Origin of the sequence: Micromonospora rifamycinica (genome assembly GCF_900090265.1) — a bacterium.
Classification (GTDB): domain Bacteria; phylum Actinomycetota; class Actinomycetes; order Mycobacteriales; family Micromonosporaceae; genus Micromonospora; species Micromonospora rifamycinica.
Genome location: NZ_LT607752.1, coordinates 4,546,346 through 4,572,455 on the forward strand (window position 1 = coordinate 4,546,346; position 26,110 = coordinate 4,572,455).

The window sequence follows — 26,110 nt, forward strand, 5'->3', positions numbered from 1 at the left end:
CTCACTCCATCCCTTCGTCGAGTTCCCCGAGCTCCTCGTCGAGGATGCGGCGTAGGTCGTCCGCGTCCGCCTCGTCGAGGTCCCGGCGGGGCGGCCGGTGGGTGTCCGGTGTCGCGGGCGCGGACGGCGGGGGTGCCAGCAGGGCCAGCAGGTGACCGGCCATCTCCCCCAGTGACGGGTGGTCGAAGACCGTCGACGCGGGCACCGACACCGCCAGGTCCCGCTGGATCCGCTGGCGGAACTCGATGAGGACCAGCGAGTCCACCCCGACGTCGACGAAGAGCGTCCGGTCGTCCAGCGCGACCCGGGCCGGCAGCCCGGTGAGCCGGCGGACCACACCCGCCAGGTAGTCCGTCATCGCCGCCGGGGTGCGCGGTCGGTCCACCGGCGCGGGCGGGGTGTCGGCGGCCGGCGCGGCCCCGGCGGTCCGCCCGGCGGCCGGGATCGTGTCCCGGTTCGGATCGACCACGATGGTGGCGGGTGCCGCGGTGCCGGCGGTGAGGAGCCGCTGCAGCACGGCGGTCCCGACGTCCGGGTCGATCTTGCGGACTCCGGCCAGGTCCGCGGCCATGCCCCCGCCGGCCCACGGCCCCCAGGCGACCGAGAGCCCCGGCAGGCCGTCGGCCCGGCGGCGGGCGACCAGCCCGTCGAGGTACGCGTTCGCCGCGCCGTACGCCCCCTGCCCGCCGCGCTCCTCGACGGCGGTGACCGACGAGAAGACCACGAAGAACGCCGGGCGGTGTTCCCGGGCGACCCGGTCCAGCACGGCCCCGCCGTACACCTTGGGGCGCAGGACGGTGGCGAACCGCCCGGCGGTCTGGCCGCGCAGGACACCGTCGTCGAGGGCACCGGCGGCGTGCACGATCCCGCCCAGCGTGCCGGTACGCGCGACGGCCCGCCGTACGTCCGCCTCCACGGCGACGTCGCCCCGGACGAACTCCACCTCGACGCCCCGCCCGCGCAGCTCGTCGAGCACCTGGTCGGACGGGGTGCCCCGGCCCATCAGGACGATCCGTCGCGCCCCCGCGTCGGCCAGCATCCGGGCCGCCCGCCGGCCCAGCGCGCCGGTGCCGCCGGTCACCAGCACCCCCGCCGCCGCGACGTCCACCGGCGTCGGCGGCACCAGCACCAGCTTGCCGGTGTGCCGGGCCCGCTGCATGTACCGGTACGCCTCGGCGGCCCCGGTCATCGGGAAGGCGCGCAGCGGCAGCGGGGACAGCTCGCCGGTGGCGAACCGGGGCAGCAACGCGGCGAACAGCCGGGCGACCAGGCCCGGATCCCGCTCCGCGACGTCACCGAAGTCGAACCGGTGGTACCGCACGTCGGGGCGGACCCGACGGGCCTGGTCGGCGGTCCAGACCCCCACCCGGCCGAGTTCGACGAACCGGCCGCCGTCGGCCAGGGACCGCATGCCGGCGGCGATGCTCTCGCCGTTGAGGCTGTTGAGCACCACGTCCACGCCCCGCCCACCGGTGAGTTCCAGGACGCGGTCGGCGAACCCGGTGCTCCGGGAGTCCAGCACGTGGTCGACACCGATCCGCCGCAGGACGTCGTGCTTCGGCGCGCTCGCCGTGCCGAACACCTCCGCGCCCCTGGCCCTGGCCAGCGCCACGGCGGCCTGCCCGACCCCGCCGGCCGCGGCGTGGATCAGCACCCGCTCCCCGGCGCGCAGCCCGGCCAGCTCGTGCAGGGCGTACTCCGCGGTGAGGAACGCCAGCGGCAGGGTCGCGCCCTCGGCGTGACCCATCCCGGCGGGCAGCGGCGCGGTGTGCTCCACCCGGACGGTGACGTGCGTGCCGAAGGCGTGCTCGGTGTACGCGATCACGTCGTCGCCGACGGCCCGGTCGGTGACCCCGGGCCCCACCGCCAGCACGACCCCCGCGCACTCGAAGCCGAGCGGGACCTCGTCGGCCCGGGTGATGCCCCGGTCCTCGGCGTAGTGCGCGGCGAGCATGCCGAGGGAGACGAGCACGTCGCGGAAGTTCAGCCCGGCCGCGCGGACCGCGATCTCCACCTCGCCGGGTCCGGGCGGCCGGCGCTCCAGCGGGACCGTCGTCAGGGCGTCCGGGCTGCCGTACGCGCCCAGGACGAGCCGCGTCGGCCCGGTCGGGCCGGGCGGGTCCGTCCCGGTGAACGCCTCCCGGTAGGCCTGGCCGGCGCGGACCACCAGCCGGTCACCGGAGCCCGGGTCGGCGATCCGGGCCGCCGCCTCGGCCAGGTCCGCCTCGTCCGCCACGTCGATCGCCCGGCAGCCCAGGTCCGGGTACTCGGCGGCGACGGTGCGCGCGAAGGCCCAGACCGCGGTCTGCGACGGTGCCACCACGGTGGCGTCGACGGGCTGCCCGCCCCGGGTCAGCAGCGTCAACCGGGGCGGCCGGCCGCGCTCGCCCAGCCGGCGCACCAGGCGGAGCAGGATGTCGAGGAAGCGGCTGGTCGCGTCGGCGTCGTCGCCCGTCGGCGCGGACGCGACCACGACGTGGGTGACCCCGTCGACCGCCCCCTCGTCGAGGTCGGCGTCGAGGTCACGCCGGGGGCAGTCGAGCGCGCCGGCCACCGCCGCCGCCCACGCGGTGTCGTCGGCGAGCAGCAGCGGACGCTCCGGCCGGGCGGGGGTGGCCGCGCCGACCGGCCGCCACTCCTGCCGGGCGAACCACCCGCGGTCCGGGGTGTCCCGGTCGACGGCCCGGTCCCGGAAGGCGTCGAGGACACCGACCGGCTCCCCGTCCGGGTCGAGGACCGTCAGGTGCCAGCCGCCGTCGCCGGCCCGTCGGGCGTGGACGTACCGGGCCCGGTGCAGGGCCGGCCCGTCGAGGGTGAGCCGGCCCAGCGCGAACGGCAGCCGGGCCACCGTGTCCGTCGCGGACCGGACCGCCTCGGTGAGCTGGAAACAGGCGTCGAGCAGCCCCGGATGCACGCTCTCCGGGTGTGCTCCCGGCGGGTGCGGCTGCGGCGTCAGCTCGGCGAACGCCTCGTCGGTGCCGACCCGTACCGCCGTGAGCCAGCGGAACGCCGGCCCGAGGTCGACACCGCCCGAGGCGAGCCGCCGGTACAGGGCGGCCGGGTCGACGTCCCGGTCGAGCCGGGACCGGATCGCGGCCGGATCGTGCCGTTCCCCCAGGGCGGGCACGTCGGCCACCCGTACCTGCCCGACGGCGTGGGCGACCGCCCCGTCGTCGGTGACCGTCTCCAGGGTGCACTCCCGCTGGTCCGCAGGGCCGTGCAGCCGCACCCGGATCCGCGCCGAGCCCTCGGCCGGCACCGCGAGCGGGGCGGGGAAGACCAGGTCGACCAGGTCGACGTGCCGACCCCCGGCCCCGGCGCGGGCCGCGTCCAGGACGACCGCCAGATGGAACGCGGCGGGTGCCACCACGTCGCCGTGGATCCGGTGCTCGGCCAGGGCCGCGGTCGCCGGGGTGAGCCGGGTCTGGGCCACCAGCGAGCCGTCCCCGGTGTCCTCGACGAGATCGGTGAACACCCCGTGCCGGGCGTCGGTGGCCGGCGGCGGCTCGGGCAGCCAGTACCGTTCCCGCTCGAACGGGTAGGTGGGCGCGGCGACGCGTGCCGTGTCGTGGTCGGCCTCGAACGCCCGCCAGTCGACGTCGACCCCGTGCTCGTAGCACTCCGCCAGGCCGGCGGCCAGGGTGGACCACTCCTGCCCGGGCCGGATGCTCGGCACGAAGCCCACGCCCTCCCGGTCGGCCAGGCAGTCCCGGGCGAACCCCAGCAGCACCGGCTTCGGGCCGATCTCGACCAGGAGGTCGGCCCCCGCGTCGGCGGCGTGCCGGATGCCGTCGGCGAATCGCACCGGGCTCACCAGGTGGTCGGCCCAGTACCCCGGGCGGGTCAGCAGCTCCCCGTCGGCGACGCCGGGCACGTTGGCGACGATCGGCAGCCTCGGCCGGTGCAGCGGCACCTGCGCGACGACCTCGGCGAACGCGGCGGCGGCCGGTGCCATCAGCGGCGAGTGGAAGGCGTTCGACACCGCGAGCCGACGCACCCGTACCCCGTCGGCCCGCAGTCGCTCCTCCGCCTGCCCGATCTGGTCCGCCGGCCCGGAGAGCACCGTCTCGTGGGGACTGTTCACCGCGGCCACGGCCGTCCGGTCGAGGTCGCTGACGGCGGCGGCGGCGGTCTTCTCGTCTGCGGCGACGGCCGTCATCACTCCGGCCCCCGGCCCGCCCGCCATGAGTCGGCCCCGGGCGACGACCAGGCGCAACGCGTCGGGCACCGCGACCGTGCCGGCCACGCAGGCGGCGGTCAGCTCGCCGACGCTGTGCCCGACGAGGATCGCCGGGGTGACCCCCCACGACTGCCACAGGCGGGCCAGGCCGAGGCCGAGCACGAAGAGGGCGGGCTGGGTCCAGGTGGTGTCCGACAGGTCCGCGTCCGCGCCGTCGAACATCACGGTACGGATGTCGACGCCGGTCAGCTCCCGGATCACCGGCACGCACTCGTCCACCGCCGCCCGGAACACCGGCGCGGTGTCGTACAACTGCGCGCCCATGCCCACCCACTGCGCCCCCTGGCCGGTGAACAGGAAGGCGACAGTCGGTTTCCGGGCCGGGGCGGCCGGTCGGGTGGCCCGGCGCTCCGCCAACCGCTCGACGAGTTCGGCGACCGTCCCGCCGGTGACCGCCGCCCGGACCAGCAGGTGCGCCCGGCCGGTGGCGGCGGTGAGGCACAGCGCCGTGGCGTCGACACCGTCGCGCAGGGCGTCGGCGTACCGGTCGAGCAGGACACCCAGGGCGGCCGGGGTACGCGCCGACACGGGCAGCACCCGGACCGGACGCCGGGGCTCGGCGGTCGCCTCCCGGGGCGGGGGCGGACCGAGCACCAGGTGCGCGTTGGTGCCGCTCATCCCGAACGAGCTGACCCCCGCGCAGCGGCGGTCCGCCGGCCAGGGCTGGTTGTCCGACGGTACCGAGAACGGCGACGCCGCCCAGTCGACGTGCGGGTTCGGCGGTTCGGCGTGCAGGCTGCGCGGGACGAGCCCGTGCGCGATGGCCAGCACCGTCTTGATCACCGACGCCGCGCCGGCCGCGCCCTCGGTGTGCCCGATGTTCGACTTCACCGAGCCGAGCCAGACCGGCCCCTCGACCGCGCCGAAGACCGAGGCGAGCGCGTCGACCTCGATGGGGTCGCCGAGCAGGGTGCCGGTGCCGTGGGCCTCCACGTAGCCGATCTCGTGCGGGCCGACGCCCGCCCGGCGCAGCGCCGTGTCGATCAGCGCCGCCTGGGCGGCCCCGTTCGGCGCGGTCAGGCCGCTGGCGGGACCGTCGTGGTTGACCGCGCTGCCCCGGACCATGGCGAGCACCGGATCCCGGTCGGCCAGGGCGTCGGCCAGCCGCTTGAGCACGACCATCCCGCAGCCCTCGCTGCGCCCGAACCCGTCGGCCGCGGCGGAGAAGGTCTTGCACCGTCCGTCGGGCGACAGCGCGCCCGTCCGGGCGAGCGCCAGCGTGGTCTCCGGCGCGAGCCGCAGGTGCACCCCGCCGGCGAGCGCCACGTCGCACTCGCCCGCCCGCAGCGCCCCGATCGCCTGGTGCATGGCGACCAGCGCGCTGGAGCACCCCGTGTCGACCGCCAGGTTGGGGCCGTGCAGACCCAGCACGTGCGAGATCCGGCCGGAGGCGAAGCAGGCGCCCGTGCCGGTGGCGTCGTACGGGTCGACCATGCCGCTGCGTCCGGTGAGCCGGTCGACCAGCTTCGCGTAGTCGTTCTCGGCGTACCCGACGTAGACCCCCGTGCGGGAGCCGCGCAGCGCCTGGGGTGACTGCCCGGCGTGCTCCAACGCCTCCCAGCTGACTTCGAGCAGCATCCTGGCCTGCGGATCCGTGCGGGTGGCCTCCCGAGGCGACATGCCGAAGAAGGCGGCGTCGAAGGTGTCGACGTCGGCCACGAAGCCGCCCCGCCGGCTGTACATCTTGCCCGGCGCGGCCCGGTCCGGGTCGTAGTAGCGGTCGACGTCCCACCGGTCGGCGGGGATGTCGCCGATGGCGTCCACCCCGTCGACGAGCAGCCGCCAGTACGCGTCGAGGTCCGGTGCTCCCGGGAAGCGGCACGCCATCCCCACCACGGCGACCGGCTGCTCCGCCCGCTCCAGGCGGCGTTCGAGCGAGTCGATGACCGCGACCGACCGTCGTAACGCCTCACGCAGCTCAGCCTCGTTCACGTACTCCCCCTCCGGCGTCGGTCCGCGGTGCCTGCTGCTGTGCCCGGAACCGGGTCATCACATGCCCTGGATCTCTCGGTAGCCGCGGTCGACGCGGGCGAGCAGCGCGGCCAGCTCGTCGTCCGCGTCCGGGGCGGTGACCGTCGGCGGGTCGGCCGGCGTGGTGGCCCGGGTCGGCGTGGTGGCCCGGGTCGGCGCGGTGCCCTGGGCCGGCGCGGTGGGCGGGAGCGGGGCGGTGGCCTGGGCCGGCGTGGTGGGCGGGGGCGGGGCGGCGTCGGACAGGCCCAGGTCGGCACTGAGGCGTTCGACGAGCCGGTCCACCGTCGGGAAGGTGAAGGCCACCGTGGAGGGCAGCCGGACGCCCAGCTCCGCCTGCAGCCGGGTGCGTAGCTCCAGGACGGTGAGCGAGTCGAAGCCCATGTCGAAGAAGCCCTCGTGGTCGTCGACCGGCCCGCCGATGCGCAGGACGTCGCGTACCACCTCCACCACGTGTTCGCGCAGCGCCGCGACGTCCCCGATCCGTACCGGCGGCGCGGCCGGCGACCCGGCGGCGTCCGCCGGAGCGGCCAGCGCGTCGAACGTCCCGGGCGGGGCGGCCTCGGCGAGCGCCTCGCGCACCCGCGCCCAGTCGGCCGGCGCGACCACCACCCGGGCCGGCACGTCGCAGGCGGCCAGCAGGGCGATCAGCGTGGCGGTGCCCGCCGCCGGGTCGATCATCCGCAGGCCGGTCGCCTCGTGCAGGGCGGCCTCGCCGGCCGCCATCCCCGGCCCGGCCCAGGGCCCCCAGGCCACCGAGAGCGCGGGCAGGCCCGCCGCGCGGCGGGCGGCCAGCAGGCCGTCGAGGTACGCGTTCGCCGCCCCGTACCCGCCGGACCCCCGGGTCGGCAGCACCGCGGCGAGCGACGAGTAGGCGACGAAGAACCGGGGCGACAGCGGGCGGCTCAACCGGTCCAGCAGGTGCCCGCCGTGCACCTTGACCCGCAGCACCGCGGCGAGCCGCTGCGGGCTCTGTTCCGCCAGCGGTCCGTCGTCCAGCACCCCGGCGGCGTGGACGACCCCGGCGAGCGGGGTGGCCTCGTCGAGTGCCCGCTGGACGTCCTGCTCCACCGTGACGTCACCACGGACGAGCCGGACGTCCACCCCGGCGTCCCGGAGCCGGTCCACGACCATCCGGGCGGCCTCCGACGGCGCGCTGCGGCCGAACAGCACCAGCTGTCGTACGCCGGCCGTGGCCAGCTCCTGTGCGAGCCGCAGGCCGAGCGCGCCCAGGCCGCCGGTGACGAGCACGGCCCCGGGCGGCGGCTGCCAGGACGGACCGGCGGGGACCGGCAGCGGCACCAGGGTGGGCGTCAGCCGTCGCCCGTCGGCCAGCCGGACGAACCGGTGCCCCGCCGGGGCGGTGAGTTCGGCCGCGAGCAGGTCGGACGGTGCGCCGTCGCCGGCCGACGTGAGGTCGACGACGAGGCAGTCGAGAGCCGGGTGTTCGGCCTGCACGGTGCGGACCAGGCCCCAGAGGGCGCTCTGCCCGGGGTCGGGCGCGTCGGCGGCGGCGTCGCGGGTCACCACGACCAGGCGGGGCGGGGTGGGTCGCGCGGCGAGGTCCCGGGCGACCGACAGGAGTTCGGTGCAGGCGGCGGCCGTCCGCTCGGGATCCCCGTCGGTGGCCGGGGCGGCGTAGACGACGTCACTGACCCGGATGTCCGGCGTCAGCCGACCGGTACGGCACGGCAGGGTCACCGCCCCGGCCAGCTGTTCGGCGTCCGGGCCGACGACCAGGGCGTCGAACCGGCGCGGCGGTCCGGCCGGCAGCGGTGTGGCGGCCCAGCCGACGTGGACCACGTCGAGCGGGCCGGTCGGTCGCTCCGCAGCGGTGCCGCCGGTCAACGCCCAGTGGCGTTCCCGCTGGAACGGGTACGTCGGTGCGGCGACGAACCGCCGGCCGGCGGCGCGCTGCCGGGTGACCGCGGCCCAGTCGATGTCGGCGCCGCTGTCGTAGAGCCGGGCCAGGCTGTCCAGCAGGGTCAGGTGTTCCCGTCCGGCGCGCAGGCTGGGCAGCCGCCGCGCCTCCGGCCAGTCCTGGCCGGCCAGGCCCAGCAGCACCGGCTCCGGACCCAGCTCGACCAGGGTGTCCACCCCCGCCTCGCGCAGCGCCCGCACCCCGCGCTGGAACTGCACGGGCCGCAGGGCGTGCTCCCGCCAGTAGTCGGCGTCGATCGGCGTGCCGACCGTGCCGGTGAGGTTCGACACCAGGGGGATCCCGGCCGGGCGGTGGGTGACGCCCCGGGCGAACGCGGTGAACGGCTCGGCGAAGTCGGCGAGCAGCGGCGAGTGGAACGCGTGCGACACGGTGAGCCGCCGGTGCGTCACCCCCCGGTCGGCCAGCGCGTCGAGGATTGGCCGTAGCTCCTCCTCCGGCCCGGCCAGCACCGTGCTCTCCGCCCCGTTGACCGCGGCGACGGCCGACCGGGACGCCCCGGCCAGCAGCGGTTCGACCTGGTCGACGCCGCACCGGACGGCGACCATCGCCCCGGGCGGACACTGCTGCATGAGGCGGGCCCGCTCGGCGACCAGGCGTAGGGCGTCGGGCAGCGTCAGGATGCCGGCCACGCAGGCCGCGGTGTACTCCCCGACGCTGTGCCCCAGGACGTACTCGGGGTGGACGCCCCAGTCCCGCCACAGCCGGGACAGCGCGTAACCGACGGCGACCAGCGCGGGCTGGGTGAAGCGGGTCTCGTCGAGGCGTTCACCGGCGTCGAACAGCAGCGTGGTCAGGGGTACCGGGAGCACCGGGTCGAGGATTCCGGCGCACTCCTCGATGGCGGCGCGGAACACCGGTTCGGCCCGGAACAACTCGGCGGTCATCCCCGGCCGTTGCGCGCCCTGGCCGGTGAACAGGAATGCCACCCTGGGTCGTTGCCCGACGGGGCCGGCGGGGCCGGGCCGCCGCAGGGCGGCGTCGAGGTCGTCGACGGTCGCCCCGACGGCGCACCGACGCCAGGGCAGGTGGCTGCGGCCGACGGCGGCGACCAGGGCGAGCGCCGCCGGGTCGGCCGCCGTGCGGAGCCGCCGGGCGTAGGCGTCGGCCAGGTCGGCGAGGGCCTGCGGGTGCCGCGCCGACAGCGGCAGCAGCAGCGGCCCGTCGGCGGCGGGGACCGGCGCGGTGGGCGTCGGATCGGCGGGTGGCGGCGGGGCGGCGACGACCAGGTGGGCGTTGGTGCCGCTGAAGCCGAAGGAGCTGACCCCGGCGATCCGGCGGGTGTCGTCCGGCCACGGTTCGCGGGTGGACGGCACCCGGACCGGGATGTCGTCCCAGTCGATACGGGGATTGGGCTTGGTCACCAGGGGGGTCGGGGGCAGCACCCCGTGCCGCAGCATGAGCAGCACCTTGAGCAGGCCGGCGATACCGGCGGCGGACTCGGTGTGCCCGATGGCGGCCTTGACCGAGCCGATCGGCAGCGGCTCCCGGCGAGCGGCGAAGACGGCGCCGAGCGCGTTGACCTCGATCGGGTCACCGAGGGCGGTGCCGGTGCCGTGCGCCTCCAGGTATCCCACGGCGTCCGGCTCCACCCCGGCGTCGCGCAGCGCCGCGCGGATCACCTCCTGCTGGGAGGGGCCGTGCGGCACGGTGAGGCCGCTGCTCCGGCCGTCCTGGTTGACGGCGCTGCCGAGGACCAGGCCGAGGACCCGGTCGTGCGGGCCGACGTCCGACGCCCGCTTGAGCACCACCAGGCCGCCGCCCTCGGCGCGGACGTAGCCGTCGGCGGCGGCGTCGAACGGCAGGCAGCGCCCGGTGGGCGAGAGCATGCCGGCCCGGGTCAGGCTGCGGCTCTCGTGCGGCGTGACCATCCGGTTGACCCCGCCGGCCAGGGCCAGGTCGCAGCTGCCGTCCCGGAGGTGCCGGACCGCGAGGTCGACCGAGACCAGCGAGGACGAACACGCCGTGTCCACCGACAGGGCCGGTCCCCGGGTGCCGAAGACGTACGCGAGCCGTCCGCTGGCCGTGCTGGGGGTGGCGCCGGAGGAGAAGTACCCGTCGATGTCGTCCTCGTGGGTCATCCCCTCGCGGTAGTCGATGTTGCTGATGCCGACGAAGACACCGGTCGACTCCGGCACCGACCGGCCCGGGACACCGGCGTCCTCGAACGCCTCCCAGGCCAGCTCCAGCAGCAGCCGTTGCTGCGGGTCGAGGGTTGCCGCCTCCCGTCCGGAGATCCCGAAGAACCGGGCGTCGAAGTCCCGCAGGTCGCCGACGAAGCCGCCCGCGTCGACGAAACTCCCGTCCACCGGCCAGCGGGCGTCCGGCACCGGACCCAGCGCGCACCTCCCCTCGGACAGCAGGTCCCAGTACGCCGCCGGATCCGGTGCGCCGGGCAGCCGGCAGGCCATGCCCACCACGGCGATCGGCTCGTGCCGGCGGGCCGCGGCGGCCTCCAGCTCGTCGATGCGGGCCAGCGCCCGGCGCAGCAGCGGGCCGTAGTCGGTGCTCATCGGTTCCCGAGCCTCTCCGCCAGCAACGCGGCCACCTCGTCGATCGACTGTTCCTCCGGCGGCGGCCCGTCGGTCGGCCCGCCTCCGTGCCCCTCGGCCGACCCGCCGCTGTGCCCCTCGGCCGGCCCGCCACCGTGCCCCTCGGCCGGCCCGCTACCGTGCCCGTCGGTCGGCCCGCCGGTCGGCAGGTCGAGGACGGCGAGCAGGTGCCCGGCCAGCCCCGCCACCGTCGGGTGGTCGAAGACCACCGTCTGGCCGAGCCGGACGGCGAACGCGCTCTGCAACCGGTTCCGCAGCTCCAGCGAGGCCAGCGAGTCCAGGCCGAGGGAGAAGAGCCCGGTGTCAGTCTCCAGGTGGGCTACGCCGAGCACGTCCGCGGTGATGTCGTGGACGTACCCGTCGGCGAGCTTGCGTCGCTGGTCGGGGGTCGCCTCGCGGAGCCGGTCGGCCAGCCCGGCGGTGTCCGGGCGTCCCGCCGGTGCGGCGGGCAGCAGGTCGCGCACCGGAGCCGGTGGGGTGTTGTGGTGTGCGGCGTACCGCGGCCAGGTGTGCGCCAGGACGGCCACCACCCCGTCGTCCGGCGGGGTGGCCAGGATGGCCCGGAGCGCCCCGGTGGCGTCGTCCAACGGCAGCACGCCCTCACCGAGCCGGTCGAGCCGTTCGGCGATGCCGGCCCGGGCCGTCATACCCGTCTCCGCCCACGATCCCCACTGGATGGACACCGCGGGCAGGCCGGCGGCCCGGCGGGCCGCGGCGAGGCCGTCGAGGTAGCTGTTGGCCGCCGCGTAGTTGCCCTGCCCGGCGGTGCCGAGCAGCCCGGACGACGACGAGAACAGCACGAAGTGTGTCAGCGGGAGGTGGGCCGTGGCCCGGTGCAGGGCGAACGCACCGCCCGCCTTGGCGGCCCACGCCTCGTCGAAACGCCCGGGGGTCTGCGACTCCAGCAGGCCGTCGGCGAGTGCGCCGGCGAGGTGGTGCACCCCGGCCAGCGGGGGCAGGTCCCGGCCGAGCACGGCCATGAGCGCGGCGACCTGCTCGTCGTCGCCGACGTCGGCGGTGTACGTCCGCACCTCGGCTCCCGTGGCGGCGAGGGCGGCGATCCGTTCCCGCGCGGGTCCGCCGGGTTCGTGGCGGCCGACCAGGGCGAGGTGGCGGGCACCGGCGGCGACCAGCGTCGCGGCCACCTCCAGGCCCAGCCCGCCCAGGCCACCGGTGACGAGGTGGGTGCCGTCCGGGCTGATCGTCAGGTCGTCCGGCCGGTCGGTGTCCGGCCGCAGCCGCAGCACCCGGCGTCGCCCGTCGTGCAGCGTCACCTCGTCGGCGGTCCGGGCCGCCGTCTCCGCGACGATCGCGTCCGGGTCGCCGCCCTGCGCGGGCAGGTCGATCAGGGCCGGCAGGCTGTCGGGCCGTTCCTGACCGAGGACCCGGGTGAGACCCCAGAGCGCGGCCTGCGCCGGCTGCGGTGCACCGCCCCAGGCCTGCCGGGTGAGCACCGTGACCGACGGTGTGGACGGCAGGTCCAGCAGGCTCCGGAAGGAGTCCAGCAGCGTCAGCGTCAGGTCCCGGGCCGCACCGGCGTCGGCCCCCGGGTCGGCACGTTCGGCGGGCCAGGCGAGCAGCACGGCGTCCGGCTGCTCCCGGGAGACGGCCCCGGCCAGGTCGGCGGGATCGACGACCCGGCAGCGGATCCCCTGCCGCTCGGCCGCCTCCGCGATCGAGCGGGCCAGGTCGGCGCCGACGACGAGCCACGAGCCGGCCGGGGTGCCCGGCGGCAGGGCCTGCTCCACCCACTCCGGCCGGTACAGCCGGCGTCGCCAGCGGGCGGCGTCGGCGTCCCCGGCCATCGCCCCGGCGGTCGCCTGCCGCAGCAGCACGCCCGCCATGACGACCAGGACCCGCCCGTCGTCGTCGTAGAGGGTGATGTCGCCGACCAGCGAACGGGGATCCGGGTCGTCGGTCGGCCGCAGCTCGGCGTGACACCAGGCGCTGTCCGTCGTCCCGGCCCGGTGCAGGGTGACCCGCTGGGCGCCGACCGGGAGGTACGTCCGGTCGGCGAACGGCCGCGGGTAGGTCACCGTGAGGGCGAGCAGGCAGGCCTCCAGCAGGATGGGGTGCACCGCGTGCAGGTGGGCCGCCGAGGTCACCCGGGGAGGCAGCTCGATGCGGGACAGGCAGCCCGTACCGTCGCGCCACAGCTCCCGGGTGACCTGGAACCACTCGCCGAGGTCGATGAGCCGACCGCGTTCGCCCCGGTAGATCTCCTCGGGCGGCACCGGCGTGCCGAACCGGCGGCGCAGCGACGCCAGCTCGGCGACCGGCGACGCGGTACCGGCCGTCAGGGTGCCGGTGGCGTGCAGGGTCCACGGCCCCGACTCGGCCTCGGACCGGGAGTGGATCTCCACCGCGTGGCCGTCCGGCACCGGCTTCAGCACCACGTGCAGGTCCCGGGTCTCGGTGTCGTCGGCGAACCGCATCGCCTGGTGGATGAGGAAGTCGTCGAGGGCGGGCCGGAGCAGGCCGAGTTCCCCGGCGGCGGCGAAGGCGAGATCCTGGTACGCGACCCCGGGCATCACCACCCGCCGGAAGATGCGGTGCTGCGTCAGCCACCGGGGGTGGTCCGGGTCGACCCGGGAGACGAACCGGATCTCACTGCTGCCCGGCTGGTCCACCCGTCCACCGAGGAAGACCACGCCGGCCCGGCCCGCCCCGGCCCGGGTCGGCCGCCCGGTGGGCTCGATCCAGTGCCGGGTGCGCTGCCACGGGTAGGCGGGCAGCGCGACCGGCCCGCCACGCCCCCGGTACACCCCGGACCAGGTCACCTGCCGGCCGTCGAGGTAGAGCCGGCGCAGCGAGTCCACCAGCTGGGCGTGGCCGGCGCCCTCGCGCAGGGAGGGCACCACCAGCACCCCCTCGCGGGCGGCGAACCGGACCAGGGTCGGCTTCGGCGAAACCTCGACGATCGTGGTGACCCCGTGCTCGGCGACCGCGCTGTCCACGCAGCGGGCGAACTGGACGGTGTCCCGGGCATGCCGCACCCAGTGCTCGGCGTCGAAGGCGGACACGGCCCGGCCGGTGCGGTTGGCGAGCACCGGGATCCGGGGCGGCCGGTGCTCGACCCGCTCGGCCACCGCGCGGAACTCGTCGAGCACCGGGTCCATCAGCGCCGAGTGGAAGGCGTGCGAGACGCGCAGCCGGTGCGACCGCCAGCCGCGCCGGTCCGCCTCGACGACGACCCGGTCGACCAGCGCGGCGGCACCGGAGAGCACCACCGAGTCGTGGTCGTTGACCGCCGCCACGCTCACCTCGACGCCCATCGCGTCGAGCAGGTCGGTGACGGCGTCGGGCGGGGCGAGCAGCGACACCATCGCCCCGCCGTCGGGCAGCGCGTCCATCAGGCGACCCCGGGCCAGCACGAGGCGCAGCGCGTCGGGGAGGGACAGCACGTCGGCGAGGCAGGCCGCCACGAACTCACCCACACTGTGGCCGGTCAGCACGTCCGGCTGCACGCCCCAGGACTGCCAGAGCCGGGCGAGCGCGTACTGCACCGCGAACAGGGCGGGCTGCGCCCAGGCCGTCCGGTCCAGCTCGCCGCCGACCCCGTCGAAGACGAGTTCACGCAGGTCGGTGCCGGTGGCCCGGCGGACCTCCGCGGCGCACTCGTCGAGCGCCGACCGGAACACCGGGTAGCCGGCGTACAGGTCCGCACCCATCCCGACCCACTGGGCGCCCTGGCCGGCGAAGACGAAGGCGACCGCCCCCTCGGGTCGCGGCTCGTGCACGGTCGCCCGCCCGAGCTGCTCGGCCGCCTCCCGGGCGTCGGTGGCGAGCACCGCGATCCGGTACGGGTGGTGGGTGCGCCCGAGCGCCGCCGCCCGGGCGATGCCGGCGAGGTCGGCCCCGTCCTCGCTGAGCAGGGCCTGGTAGCGGCCGGCCAACGCGCGGGCCGCCGCCGGGGCGCGGGCGCTGATCGGCAGCAGCACCGGCCCGTCCCCCGTACCGGCCGGGTCGGGCTCGGCCGCGCCGGCCGGAGTTGGCTCGGCCGCGCCGGCCGGAGCGGGTTCTGCGGCACCGGTCGGGGCGGGTTCCGCCGGGCGCTCGGGGGCCTGGGTGAGGACGAGGTGGCTGTTGGTGCCGCCCATGCCGTGCGAGCTGACGGCCGCCACCCGACGCCGCCCCGCCGGCCAGCTCTCGGTGCCGGTCGGCACCCGTAGCGCGCTCGACCCGAAGTCGATCTCCGGGTTCGGGGTGCGGAAGTGCAGACTCGCCGGGATCACCCCGTGGTGGACGGCGAGCGCGGCCTTGATCAGTCCGGCGATGCCGGCGGCCTCGTCGAGGTGGCCGATGTTGCTCTTGACCGAGCCGACCGCGACACTGCCCTGCGGTGCGCCGCCGACCGCCCGCAGGGCCTGGTCGAGCCCGGCCACCTCGATCGGGTCGCCGAGCGGCGTGCCGGTGCCGTGCGCCTCCAGGTAACCGAGTTCGGACGCGCGGATCCCGGCGTCGGTCAGGGCGGCGGCCACCACCTCGGCCTGCCGGGTGGCGCTCGGCGCGGTGAACCCGAGCTTGTCGACGCCGTCGTTGTTGACGGCGGAACCGGCGACCACCGCGTAGATGCGGTTGCCGTCGGCGAGCGCCGCCGAGAGCCGTTTGAGCAGCACCACGCCGCACCCGTTGCTGAAGATGGTGCCGGACGCCTCGGCGTCGAAGACCCGGCTCCGGCCGTCCCGCGAGCGGATCAGGCCGTCCTCGTACAGGTAGCCGGCGGACTGCGGCACCACCACCGAGACGCCCCCGGCGAGGGCGAGGTCGCACTCGCCGGCCAGCAGTGCCCGGCGGGCCAGGTGCACGGCGACCAGCGAGCTGGAGCAGGCCGACTGCACGCTGATGCTCGGCCCGCCGAGGTCGAGCCGGTAGGAGACCCGGGTCGGCAGGTAGTTGCGGTCGTTGCCCAGCTTCACCATGAACTGCTGGGTGTCGGCCTCGGTGAGCGGTCGGTCCCCGGTGTAGCCGAAGTGCGGCACGAGGTTGTTCACCAGGTAGGTGCTGATGCTGCTGGAGGCGTACACCCCGGTGCGCGTGCCGGCCGGCACCTCACCGGCGTCCTCGAACGCGTCGACCGCGCACTCCAGGAAGATCCGGTGCTGCGGGTCCATCAGCGCGGCTTCCTTGGCGTTGATCCCGAAGTACGCCGCGTCGAAGTACTCGGGGTCGGCGAGCGGACCCGCCATCCGGACGAAGTCCGGGTCGGCCAGCAGCGCCGGGTCCTGGGAGCGGACGTCGTCGTCGGCGCACTCCACGATCGCGTCCACGCCGTCGCACAGGTTGCGCCAGAAGGTCGCCAGGTCGGGGGCGGCCGGGAACCGGCCGGCCATGCCGACGATGGCCACCCGGTCGTCGTCGGTGCCGCCGGTGGGCCGCACGGTGACCGGCGCGGCCCCGGTGACGGCGGGGTCGTCCCCACCGAGGTGTCGGGCCAGTGCCCGGACGGTCGGGTACTCGACCAGGTCGGTCGCGCCGACCCGCAGCCCCAGTTCGGTGGTGAGCCGCTGCCGCACGGTGAGCAGCTGCGCGGAGACCCCGCCGAGGTCGAAGAAGTTGTCCCGGACCCCGACGTGGTCGAGCCCCAGCACCTCCCGCCAGACGTCGGCGATCCGGCGTTCCAGCTCGCCGCGGGGCAGGTCGGTGGTGGCCGGGGTCGCGCGGACCAGCCGGTGCGGCGGTCGCAGCCGGTTGCGGGCCGTCTTGCCGCTCGCGGTGAGCGGCAGCTCGGCGACCACCGCGTAGCCGTACGGGTGCACGGCGGCGGGCAGCCGTCCCGCGACGTGGCCGGGCACCTCGCGCAGCACGTCCGAGGCGTCCACGTCGTCGCGGAGCACCAGGTGGACGACCAGCCGGGGCCGGCCGTCGATCTCGTGCAGCGCCGCGGCGGCCTGCCGGACGCCGGGGTGGACGCAGGCGGCGGCCTCCACCTCGGCCGGCTCGATCCGGACCCCGTTGACCTTGAGCTGGGCGTCCACCCGGCCCTGGTGTTCCAGCCCCGCCTCGGTGAGTCGGGCCAGGTCACCGGTGCGGTACCACCGGCCGGACAGCCCCGGGGGAGTGGTGAACCGCTCGGCGGTGAGCGCCGGCTGGTGGCGGTACCCGGCGGCGACGCCGGCCCCGCCGACGTACAGCTCACCCGGCTCTCCGGCGGGGACCGGCCGGTGCTGCCCGTCGAGGAGCGCGACCTCGACGTTGTCGATGGGCCAGCCGATCGGGGCGATCAGCGGCCACCGGGTCACGTCGTCGGGCAGCGTCGCCACCGTCGCGTCCTGGAACTCGGTCGCGCCGTAGTGGTTGTGCACCCGGACGCCGGTGCGGGCGGCGAGGACCCGCAGCGGTTCGGTGAGCCGCAACTGTTCGCCGGTGGTGACGATGTGCCGCAGCGCCGGTGGCTCGGGCAGTTGGGTGGCGGCCTCGGCGAACTGGGTCAGCGCCGGGACGGGAAGGAAGACCCGCTCCACCCGCTGGGCCACGGTGAAGGCGGCCAGCGCGTACGGGTCGCGTCGGAGGTCGTCGCCGGCGACGACCAGGGTGCCGCCGAGGCACAGCGCGGAGTAGATCTCGTGGAAGGAGAAGTCGAAGCTGACCGCGCAGGCCTGGAGGGTCCGGGACCGGTGCCCGCCGGGGCGGGCGCCCTCGTGCCAGCGGAGCAGGTTGACCAGGGCGCGGTGGGGCATCGCCACGCCCTTGGGGCGTCCCGTCGACCCCGAGGTGTAGAGCAGGTAGGCGACCGCGTCGGGGTCGTCGTGGTCGGGTGCGCGCCCGGTGTCGGCCGGCGTCCACCAGGCGGCGTCGAGGCGGTGCACCCGGCCGTCGCCCAGGGCGGACGCCAGGCTGTCGTGGCCCGGCCCGGGGTCGTCGTCCGGCACGAGCAGCACCGCCGGGTCGGCGTCGGTGAGCAGGTGGCGGTGGCGTTCGGCCGGGTCGGCCGGGTCGAGCGGCAGGTAGCCGGCGCCGGTGGCCATGATGCCCAGCTCGGTGGCGAAGAGCGCGGCCCCGCGGGGCATCCGGACGGCGACCACGTCGCCGGGACCGACACCGAGCCGGCGCAGCCGGTCGGTGCTGGCGGCGGCGAGCCGACGGAGTTCCGCGTAGCTGGTCTCACCGGTGGCGTCGACGACCGCGACGTCCTGCGGGTGCCGCCCGGCGACCTCGGCGAACATCCCGTGCACGGTCTCCCCGGCACGGGGCACCGCCGGTCCGCTGAGGCTCCGGCCCGCCCCGGTGTGGCCGCCAGCGGTGGACGTCTGGTTCCTGGCACCGCTCATGGTTCTCCCCCCGATTCGTACCGAGCGCTCAGTACCCGCTCATGGGATGTCAGTGGGTGTCTCGTACCACCGCACCGGCGGATCCCCGGCGCGCAGCGGGAGGAGGAAACGGTCGGCCTCCCGGTCGGCCAGCGCGTACGGCTGGAACCCGTCCCGGAAGCGCTCACGGATCGCGGCGGAGCGTGAGCCGTAGTCGGCGACGGTGAGTTGTCTCAGGATGGCCTTCTCCGGCTGCAACATGAACAACATCCATCCTTGCACGCCGTGCAGGTAGCGGGAGTGGTCGTGCGGGTAGCAGGGCGCGAAGACGCTGACGAAGCACTCCTCACCCGCCAGCACCAGGTACCACTGCGGATCCGTCACGTCGGTCACCTCCAGGCCGCCCGGTGCCGCGCTGGTCATCGTGCGGACGAGGTGGTCGACGAACGCGCGGAACAGCCGGCCGAGGTCGTCGATGGACTCGCCGAAGACGTCGGTCGGGAAGGCGAAGACGAACCCGTCGAGGACGTCCCCGTCGAGCACCCGGACGAAGCGGTGCACCCAGGGCAGGGCGGCGGTCATGTTCTCCGCGAAGGACAGCGTCCGGTCGTACGGCGGCGGACCCCACAGGAACGACTTCTGGGCGAACGGGCAGTACGTCTGGTCCTGGACGGGACGGATGAGCCGCACCGACTCGGCACAGGACGGATCGAACTCCACCGTGACGTCCCCGCTCGGCCGCCGTGCCGCCCGTAGTCGCGTGGTGAGCCGGTCGGCCAGGTCGTCCGCGGAGTCGAACCCGGCACAGGCCAGGCGGATCAGCTCCGGCAGCACCGCGTGCAGCCCGACGACGTCCGGCCGGGTGCCGGGCGGGACGTCGGAGCGGTAGTACGCCAGCGTCTGCACGACCGTCTGCGCCGGTTGCCGGATCCGGTCGGGCAGGTCGGCGGTGCTCGCCTGGGCGATCAGGTCCGCCAGGTCGGCGCTGCCCGACGTGCTGGTGAGCGGGTGCTGGAGCACACAGCCGTACTGGTTGGCCAGGCACAGTGCGACCACGACGATCTCGGTGAGCGGATCCCGGCGGGCCGCCGCGTCCGGTGCGTCGGCGACCGCCCGCACCTGGGCGGCCAGGTGGTCGCCGGGCAGCCCGGGCGCCCAGCATTCGCCGGTGTCGACGACCATCCGACGGAAAGCGTCCTGGAGGCGCTGGACGTGCAACTTCATCGGTTGTCCCTTCGCTGGAAGGTCGAGACGGGGAGTCCGCCGATCCGGTGCCGTTCCGTCAGCCCAGGAACATGCTCCGGAGACGGACGCGGGCCAGGGTCAGCCCGCCCAGGGCCAGCACGACGAGGTACGCGGTGTGCAGCAACGCGGCCGGAGCGGGCGTGCCGAGGAAGAACATCCGGGCCAGTTCGACCCCGTGGTACAGCGGCGACAGCTGCACCAGCCACTGCACCGCCGCCGGGTAGCTGGACAGCGGGAAGAAGGTGGTCGAGAAGAGGAACATCGCGGTCGAGGCCAGGGTCACGTAGTCCAGCTGGGCGTTGGAGCGCAACGTGGTGGCCCAGGCCATCCCCACCGCGGCGAAGGCGAAGGAGACCAGCAGCCCCACCGGGACCAGCACGACGGCCCAGGGGGTCGTGACCAGCCCGAGTGCGGCCAGCACCCCGAGGAAGACGGTGCCGTAGAAGCCGCCGCGCAGGACCGCCCAGCCCACCTCGCCGAGGACGATGTCGAGCGGGCCGACGGGGGTGGTGAGCATGGCTTCGTACAGCTTGTCGTAGCGCAGCTTGAAGTAGATGCTCAGCGTCTCGGAGATCGCCCCGTTCATGGCCGAGGCGGCCAGCAGCGCGGGCGCGACGAAATCCACGTAGGGCACCGTGCTGCCGTCGGCCAGCGTCACGGTCGGCACCAGCGAGCGGAAGCCGACGGTGACCGCGAGCAGGTAGAACAGCGGCTCGACGACGCCGGAGATCAGCACCGCCCAGGCGCGCAGGTAGAGCCGGGCCGAGCGCTCGACGATGACCCGGGCCAGGCCGGCGTACTCGTCGACGGGCAGCATCCGGCGCAGTGCGCCGCGCCGCTGGTGCGGGAGTCCCGGGCGGCGGGTCTGGGTGGTCGTCATACGACCAGCCGCCGGTGGAACGTGCGCCGGGCCGCGACGACACCGACGGTGAGCAGCGCGCCGAGGAACGTGACGTGCAGGGCGGCGGCCGGTGCCGTCAGCCCGCCGAGCGTCAGGCCACGGGCCAGTTCGTTGCCGTGCCACAGCGGGGAGATCCAGGCGAGCGGGCGCACCGCGAGCGGCAGCGCCGAGATCGGGAAGAACGTGCCGGCGAAGAGGGTCATCGGCAGCACGACGAACCGGTTGATGGCGACCAGGCCGTGCCCGTCCCCGCGTACCGTGGCCGCGTAGGCCGCGACCGGCGCGGCGCAGGCCGCCCCGGTGAGGACGGCGACCGGCACCGCGAGCACGGCCCACCCGTCGGCCCAGCCGCCGAGCAGGATCCCGATCAGCAGGAAGATGACGGCTCCGATGAGGAGCCGGAGCGTGATCCAGAGCAGTTGCCCGGCGAGGAGCTGGCCCGGGGTGACCGGGGTGGCGGTCACCGCGATGAAGTCCCGTTGCCACTGGAAACTCGACAGGACCGGCTTGCCTGCCTCGGCGACGGCCGTGGTGAGGACCGTGCTCACCAGCAGTGCCGGCGCGATGTACTGCACGTAGGGGTGGCCGTCGGTCGCCGGGCCGGGCCGCACCTGCGAGCCGAAGCAGAGCCCCATCGCGCCGAGGAACAGCAACGGCTGGAGCACGGAGGCCTGCAGGGTGGTACGCCAGCTGCGCCGGTACCACCGCCAGCAGGCCTCGACCCGGAGGGTGGCCGCCCGCCAGACACCGACCACCCGGCCGGTGGCCCTCGGGGTGGCCGCCGTGATGTCCGTCATCGTCAGTCCACCAGTTCCCGACCGGTGAGCCGGAGGAAGACGTCCTCCAGGGAGCCCCGGCGGACGAGGCTGGAGACGGGCTGGACACCGGCGGCGGAGACCCGTTCGAGGAGACGTTCGCCGCTCTCGGCGTACAGCAGGAAACGGTCCGGCAGCGCCTCCACCCGGTCGGCGAGCCCTTCGAGGACCGCCCGCTCCATCGGCCGGTCGGCGGGGAAGCGGAGTTCGAGCACCTCGCGGCTGGAGTACCGGGAGATGAGGTCCGCGGGGGAACCCTCCGCGACGATGCGACCACCGTCCATGACGACCAGACGGTCGCAGAGCTGCTCCGCCTCGTCCATGTAGTGGGTGGTGATGATGAGGGTCACGCCGGCCTGCTTGAGCTGGTAGAGCCGCTCCCAGAGCAGGTGCCGGGCCTGCGGGTCGAGGCCGGTGGTGGGCTCGTCCAGCAGCACCAGCTCGGGGTCGTTGACCAGCGCGCGGGCGATCGTGAGGCGACGCTTCATGCCGCCGGACAACGGCTCCACGTGGTCGTCGGCCCGTTCGGAGAGCCGGGCGAACGCCATCAGCTCGGTGGCCTTGCGCGCCACGTGCGCCCGGGACAGGCCGAAGTAGCGCCCGTAGACGACCAGGTTCTCCCGGACGGTGAGTTCGTTGTCGAGGTTGTCCTGCTGGGGCACGACGCCGATGCGGGCCCGGATGTGCGGCCCCTGGGCCTGCGGGTCCATGCCGAGGATCCGCAGCTCACCGCCGGAACGGGGGGAGATGCAGGAGATCATCCGCATGGTCGAGGACTTGCCCGCGCCGTTGGGTCCGAGGAACCCGAACACCTCGCCGCGCTGGACCTCGAAATCGATCCCGCGGACGGCCTCGAAGGTCCCGAAGCGTTTCGCCAGAGCCTTCGCCGACACGACGGGTGACGTCGGAAAAGCAGCATCAATCATGACGTTGGGAACATCCTCGGCTCGGTCGCTCCGTGATCAGCCGTCGAGCTGGCTCAGCAGGACGGGCTGGCTTCGGGTTGTCGTCCTACCCGGGTGTCGACGGGCCGGAAACGTGGCTGTCGCGGATCTGCCCCACGCGCGGTGGCTCTGCCTACCGATGCTCGTCACCCCCCCTGTGCTGGCGTCGCCACGCTACTACAGGCTTCTGTTCCCCCGCAAGGAAGATCATAAATGAACTCGCAGCTAGGAGCCCTGGTGGCGTGGGGTGCTGAGCCCCGTCGATATGGCTCGGGGCCGGGTCCTCGAGGCCCCGGGGAGGCGGCCGGCACGCCCCGACGGACGGGCTGTCGCCGGACGGTCGACGGGCTGTCGCCGGTCGGTGAACGGGAACAGCCACGGCGCCCGCGAGGGCCACCGTGGCTGTTCCCGTCGACCCGGCCCCCTGCCGGCCACCCGGGCGGGTCGCGGGGCGGGGGACGCCGACGTCGCGCCGGTCAGGAACTGGTGCAGGAGAGGTTGCCGGGTGGGGTGCTGCTGTTGCCGTTGACCAGGAAACCGATGGTGGTCGAGGCGTTCGGGGCGATGACGCCGTTGTAGGCGGCGTTGCGGATGCTGACCGTGCCGCTGGTGCCGGTGCCGCTGCCGTTCCAGATGTTGGCGATGGTCTGCCCGCTGGCCATCGTGAGCTGCACGGTCCAGCCGCTGGTGGTGGTGGAGCCGGTGTTGGTCACCGTGACCTCACCCTGGAAGCCGCCGTTCCAACTGCTGACCGTGCGGTACGCCGCGGTGCAGCCGCCCGGTTGTCCGGTGGGTGGCGGCGTGGTCGGCGGCTCGCTGGTCGGCGGGGTGGTGGGCGGGGTGGTCGGTGGGGTGGTCGGCGGAGCGCTGGTCGGCGGCGTGGTGGGCGGCGGGGTGGTCGTCCCCGGCACCGTGGTGGAGGCCGCGTTGAGGGCGTTGAGGACTGAGGTGTACGCCGGCTTCGGGTTGCTGTTGCGGTCGAACAGCAGCGGGTTCTCGTTGCCCCGCCAGGAGTCGCTGTCCCGGATGCCCCAGGTGGTGATGCCGACGCAGCGCGGGACGTTCATGCAGGCCTGGGTCAGCCCGGCGTACTGGGTGGTCGAGGCGTTGGTGACGTCCGCCTCGGTCAGCGCCACGTCCACCCCGAGGGCGGCGAAGCTGGACAGCGTGGTCTGGAAGTTGCCCGGCAGCGAGCTGCCGCCGGTGAAGTGGGTCTGCAGACCGACGCAGTCGATCGGCACGCCGCGCGCCTTGAAGTCCTTGATCATGTTGTAGACGCCCTGCGTCTTGGCGTACGTCCAGTTCTCGATGTTGTAGTCGTTGTAGCAGAGCTTCACCGACGGGTCGGCGGCCCGCGCGGTGCGGAACGCCACCTCGATCCAGTCGTTGCCGGTGGACTGGAGGTTCGACGACCGGCGGGTGCCGTTCTCGGCGTACGCCTCGTTCACCACGTCCCAGGCGTAGAGCTTGCCCTTGTAGTGGGCCATCACGCCGTTGATGTGGCTGATCATCGCCTGCCGCAGCGCGCTGCCGCTCAGGCTGCCCCAGAACCGCGGCTGCTGGGCGTGCCAGGCCAGGGTGTGGCCCCGGAACCGCATGCCGCGCTGGGTGGCCCAGTTGTAGATCGCGTCACCCCTGCTGAAGTCGAACTGCCCGGGGTTGGGCTCGGTCGCGTCGGGCTTCATCTCGTTGACGGCCGTCATCATGTCGAACTCGCGGCTGGCGATGTTCAGGAAGCCGGAGTCGTTGAGGCGGTCCGACCCCATGGCGGCCCCGAAGTACCGGCCGCTCCGCTCGGCGGCGGCCTTCAGGGTGGTCCCCGGTGGGCCGCTGAGGTCGGCGTGGGCGAAGGTGGCCATGGTCACCGAGGACGCGGTGACCATCAGGGCGCAGACGCCGCCGACGAGCAGCCGGACACGGCTGCGGGTACGGCGTCTCGCAGGTGCTGGTACGTCGTTCATGTAGGTGTTTCCTCCTCGGCCTCCGGCGGGAGGCGTTGCCGTGGGTGGCCCGTCCGGTCGGTGCCGTCCGACGGCTGCCGGCCGGTCGTCCGGGGCGTCTACCGGTCCGGGATCCCGCCGACCATGCCGCCTGTGCGCTGTCCGGGTCGGTCCCTGCGCTGCCCCGAACCGGTTCCGGAAGCGGGCAGGGTGCGCCCCCCCGGACACTATATCGATTTACATCTATCAGCAACGGGTCGCCCGGTGGACGGCGGCGGGGCGCCCCGGCCTCAAGCGGGACTCGACGCATCGACCCGGCCGCCTTCGAGTCCGGCCTGACACCCTCCGATCCGAGGAACCGGCCCGGCCCGGCCGCGATGGGAACTCGGTGCTGCGCATCGAGGGGCTGTACCGCTTCGACTGGGCCACCCTGCGCAAGGGCACCAACCCGGAGAGCCCGGCCGGGTACGACCTCCCCGGCGGACTGGGGCGTCGGATCCGGCACGACTACTACCGGACGCTCAACGAGCTGTACGCCGACCACCACGTCGGGCCGTTGACCCGCTGGGCCAACAGCCGGGGGCTGAGCTACCGGGCGCAGCCGTACGGCAACACGATCGACCACGTCGAGGTGGCCGGTGCCGTCCAGGTACCGGAGAGCGAGGACCTGGTCAACTGGATCGCCGCCGGTGGCATGACCGACGGCGTCGCCGCGTACGACCGGGCCGTCGACTTCCATCGGGGCATCGCCTCCGGCGCGCACATGCGGGGCGCTCCCGTGGTCTCGTTGGAGTGCTGCGCGGTGCTCGACGCCGACTACCAGACCGGCCTGGCCGAGCTGAAGCGGCACGTCGACGTCGCGTTCAGCGGCGGGGTGAACCAGCTGGTGCTGCACGGGTTCCCCTACTCCGACGTCCCCGGCGCGGCCTGGCCCGGCTGGGCGCCGTTCTCCAACGACAGCTCCCCGGCGGTGTCCGACGCCTGGGGGCCGCGCCAGCCGATGTGGCGGCACATGCGGGCGTTCACCGACTACCTGGCCCGGGCGGCGGCCGTGCTCCGGACCGGCCTGCCCCGCGTCGACGTGGCCTTCTACCGGCAGGCGTACTGGTGTCTCTCCTGGCCGGAGGTGACCGCCGGCAACCTCGCCGACGCCGGCTACACCTGGGGCTTCCTCAGCCCGAGCCTGCTCACCGCCGACGCCGCCGTGGTCCGCGGGGGGCGGCTGGCCCCCGACCACGCCGGCTACCGCGCCCTGGTGATCGACGACGAGCCGGCGATCGAACCCGAGGCCCTGGCCCGGCTGCACACCCTGGCCGCGGAGGTCCTGCCGGTCGTCGTCGTCGGCACACCCCCGCACCGCGCCCGGGGTTTCCACCAGGCCCCCCGCACCGACGCGGCCGTCGCGCACCGCGCCGCCGACCTGCTCGCCCTGCCCAACGTCCGCCGGGTGGCCACCCAGGACGGCGTCCTGGCCGCGTTGCGGCACCTCGGCGTGCAGCCCGACGCCCGGTTGCGGGACGCGACCGGTGTGCTGCCGGTGCACCGGCAGGACGACTCCGGCGACTACTACCACCTGTTCAACTCGGGGCGTTCCCGGGCGCGCTTCACCGCCGCCCTGCGCGGTCGCGGCGCGGCGCGGATCCTCGACCTCTGGGCCGGGACCTCGCACCCCGTCGACAGCACCGGGGACGACGACCGCCGTACCGTGGCGCTCGACCTGGCCCCGGGCGAGGCGACCGTGGTGTTCCTCGGGACGGGGCCCGGGCTGGACGCCGTGCCGGTCACCGTCCCGGCTCCCACCGTGCCGACCCGGCAGCGGTGGTCGCGGGAGCTGACCCGGTGGGATCTCGTCGTGCAGGACTGGCAGCCGGGGGGAGTACGGACCCGTCGGCTGGGCGACCACCCGACCGGGGACTGGCGGACGACCCGCGACCTCGGGGACGTCGCGGGGGTCGGGACCTACCGCACCACCCTCGACGACGACGCCGATCACGACGTCGACGCGGTGCTGCTCGACCTCGGCCAGGTCGGGGGCACCGTCCAGGTCGAGGTCAACGGCCGGCGGGTGGCCGGTGACTGCGTCGGGGCCGGGGCCCGCAACGTGCTCCCCGACCTGCGCCGTGGCGTCAACACCATCACCGTCGAGGTCGCCACGACGCTGGGCAACCGGCTGGTCGCCCTGAGCCGGACGGAGGCGGACACCTACGGGCGGTTCGCGTCCCGGAGCCCCGGCCGGTCTCATCGGCCCGGTACGCCTACGCGGCGTCTCGGTCTGACCCGACCCGCCCCGGTCCGGGGCTGATCTGGCAGCGCCCG

9 protein-coding genes are annotated in these 26,110 nt (G+C 75.0%); 1 reads left to right on the forward strand and 8 read right to left on the reverse strand.

Annotated elements, in window-relative coordinates; translation table 11 throughout:
- Position 1 precedes the first annotated feature (1 nt).
- From GA0070623_RS19005 to GA0070623_RS19040, 8 genes are all read right to left on the reverse strand, one after another.
- Entirely contained in the window at positions 2–6,172 is a 6,171-nt protein-coding gene (locus GA0070623_RS19005; protein ID WP_067301046.1) for a type I polyketide synthase, read from the reverse strand.
- Positions 6,173–6,229: 57 nt separating this feature from the next.
- Entirely contained in the window at positions 6,230–10,660 is a 4,431-nt protein-coding gene (locus GA0070623_RS19010) for a type I polyketide synthase (protein ID WP_067301042.1), read from the reverse strand.
- Positions 10,657–17,970 carry a type I polyketide synthase gene (locus GA0070623_RS19015; protein WP_084260989.1) on the reverse strand — a complete coding sequence of 2,438 codons (7,314 nt, stop codon included), beginning with the start codon at positions 17,968–17,970 and terminating at the stop codon, positions 10,657–10,659. Before GA0070623_RS19015 ends, GA0070623_RS19010 begins: the two co-directional genes overlap by 4 nt.
- 39 nt (positions 17,971–18,009) lie before the next feature.
- Positions 18,010–19,173: a YqcI/YcgG family protein gene (locus GA0070623_RS19020; RefSeq protein ID WP_089004116.1), complete on the reverse strand. Its 1,164-nt coding sequence runs from the start codon at positions 19,171–19,173 to the stop codon at positions 18,010–18,012.
- 58 nt (positions 19,174–19,231) lie between these two features.
- Complete coding sequence (locus GA0070623_RS19025) at positions 19,232–20,074, reverse strand: ABC transporter permease (protein ID WP_067301031.1); 843 nt, start codon at positions 20,072–20,074, stop codon at positions 19,232–19,234.
- Positions 20,071–20,892, reverse strand: coding sequence for an ABC transporter permease (locus tag GA0070623_RS19030; RefSeq protein WP_089004117.1), 822 nt, complete (start codon positions 20,890–20,892; stop codon positions 20,071–20,073). The genes GA0070623_RS19025 and GA0070623_RS19030 overlap by 4 nt, the downstream gene beginning before the upstream one ends.
- A 2-nt stretch (positions 20,893–20,894) precedes the next feature.
- Positions 20,895–21,836 (reverse strand): ABC transporter ATP-binding protein, encoded by a 942-nt coding sequence (locus tag GA0070623_RS19035; protein ID WP_067301024.1) that lies wholly within the window; start codon positions 21,834–21,836, stop codon positions 20,895–20,897.
- A gap of 494 nt (positions 21,837–22,330) precedes the next feature.
- Positions 22,331–23,815: an endo-1,4-beta-xylanase gene (locus GA0070623_RS19040; RefSeq protein WP_089004118.1), complete on the reverse strand. Its 1,485-nt coding sequence runs from the start codon at positions 23,813–23,815 to the stop codon at positions 22,331–22,333.
- A 367-nt stretch (positions 23,816–24,182) separates the two neighbouring features.
- Here GA0070623_RS19040 and GA0070623_RS19045 point away from each other — a divergent pair, with 367 nt between their 5' ends.
- Positions 24,183–26,096 (forward strand): glycosyl hydrolase, encoded by a 1,914-nt coding sequence (locus GA0070623_RS19045; protein ID WP_067304544.1) that lies wholly within the window; start codon positions 24,183–24,185, stop codon positions 26,094–26,096.
- Positions 26,097–26,110 lie beyond the last annotated feature (14 nt).

Bases quoted from the DNA above. Each gene is read 5' to 3' on its own strand.
- GA0070623_RS19010 (WP_067301042.1), bottom strand. From the start codon at position 10,660: ATGAGCACCGACTACGGCCCGCTGCTGCGCCGGGCGCTGGCCCGCATC.
- GA0070623_RS19015 (WP_084260989.1), bottom strand. From the start codon at position 17,970: ATGAGCGGTGCCAGGAACCAGACGTCCACCGCTGGCGGCCACACCGGG.
- GA0070623_RS19020 (WP_089004116.1), bottom strand. From the start codon at position 19,173: ATGAAGTTGCACGTCCAGCGCCTCCAGGACGCTTTCCGTCGGATGGTC.
- GA0070623_RS19025 (WP_067301031.1), bottom strand. From the start codon at position 20,074: ATGACGACCACCCAGACCCGCCGCCCGGGACTCCCGCACCAGCGGCGC.
- GA0070623_RS19030 (WP_089004117.1), bottom strand. From the start codon at position 20,892: ATGACGGACATCACGGCGGCCACCCCGAGGGCCACCGGCCGGGTGGTC.
- GA0070623_RS19035 (WP_067301024.1), bottom strand. From the start codon at position 21,836: ATGATTGATGCTGCTTTTCCGACGTCACCCGTCGTGTCGGCGAAGGCT.
- GA0070623_RS19040 (WP_089004118.1), bottom strand. From the start codon at position 23,815: ATGAACGACGTACCAGCACCTGCGAGACGCCGTACCCGCAGCCGTGTC.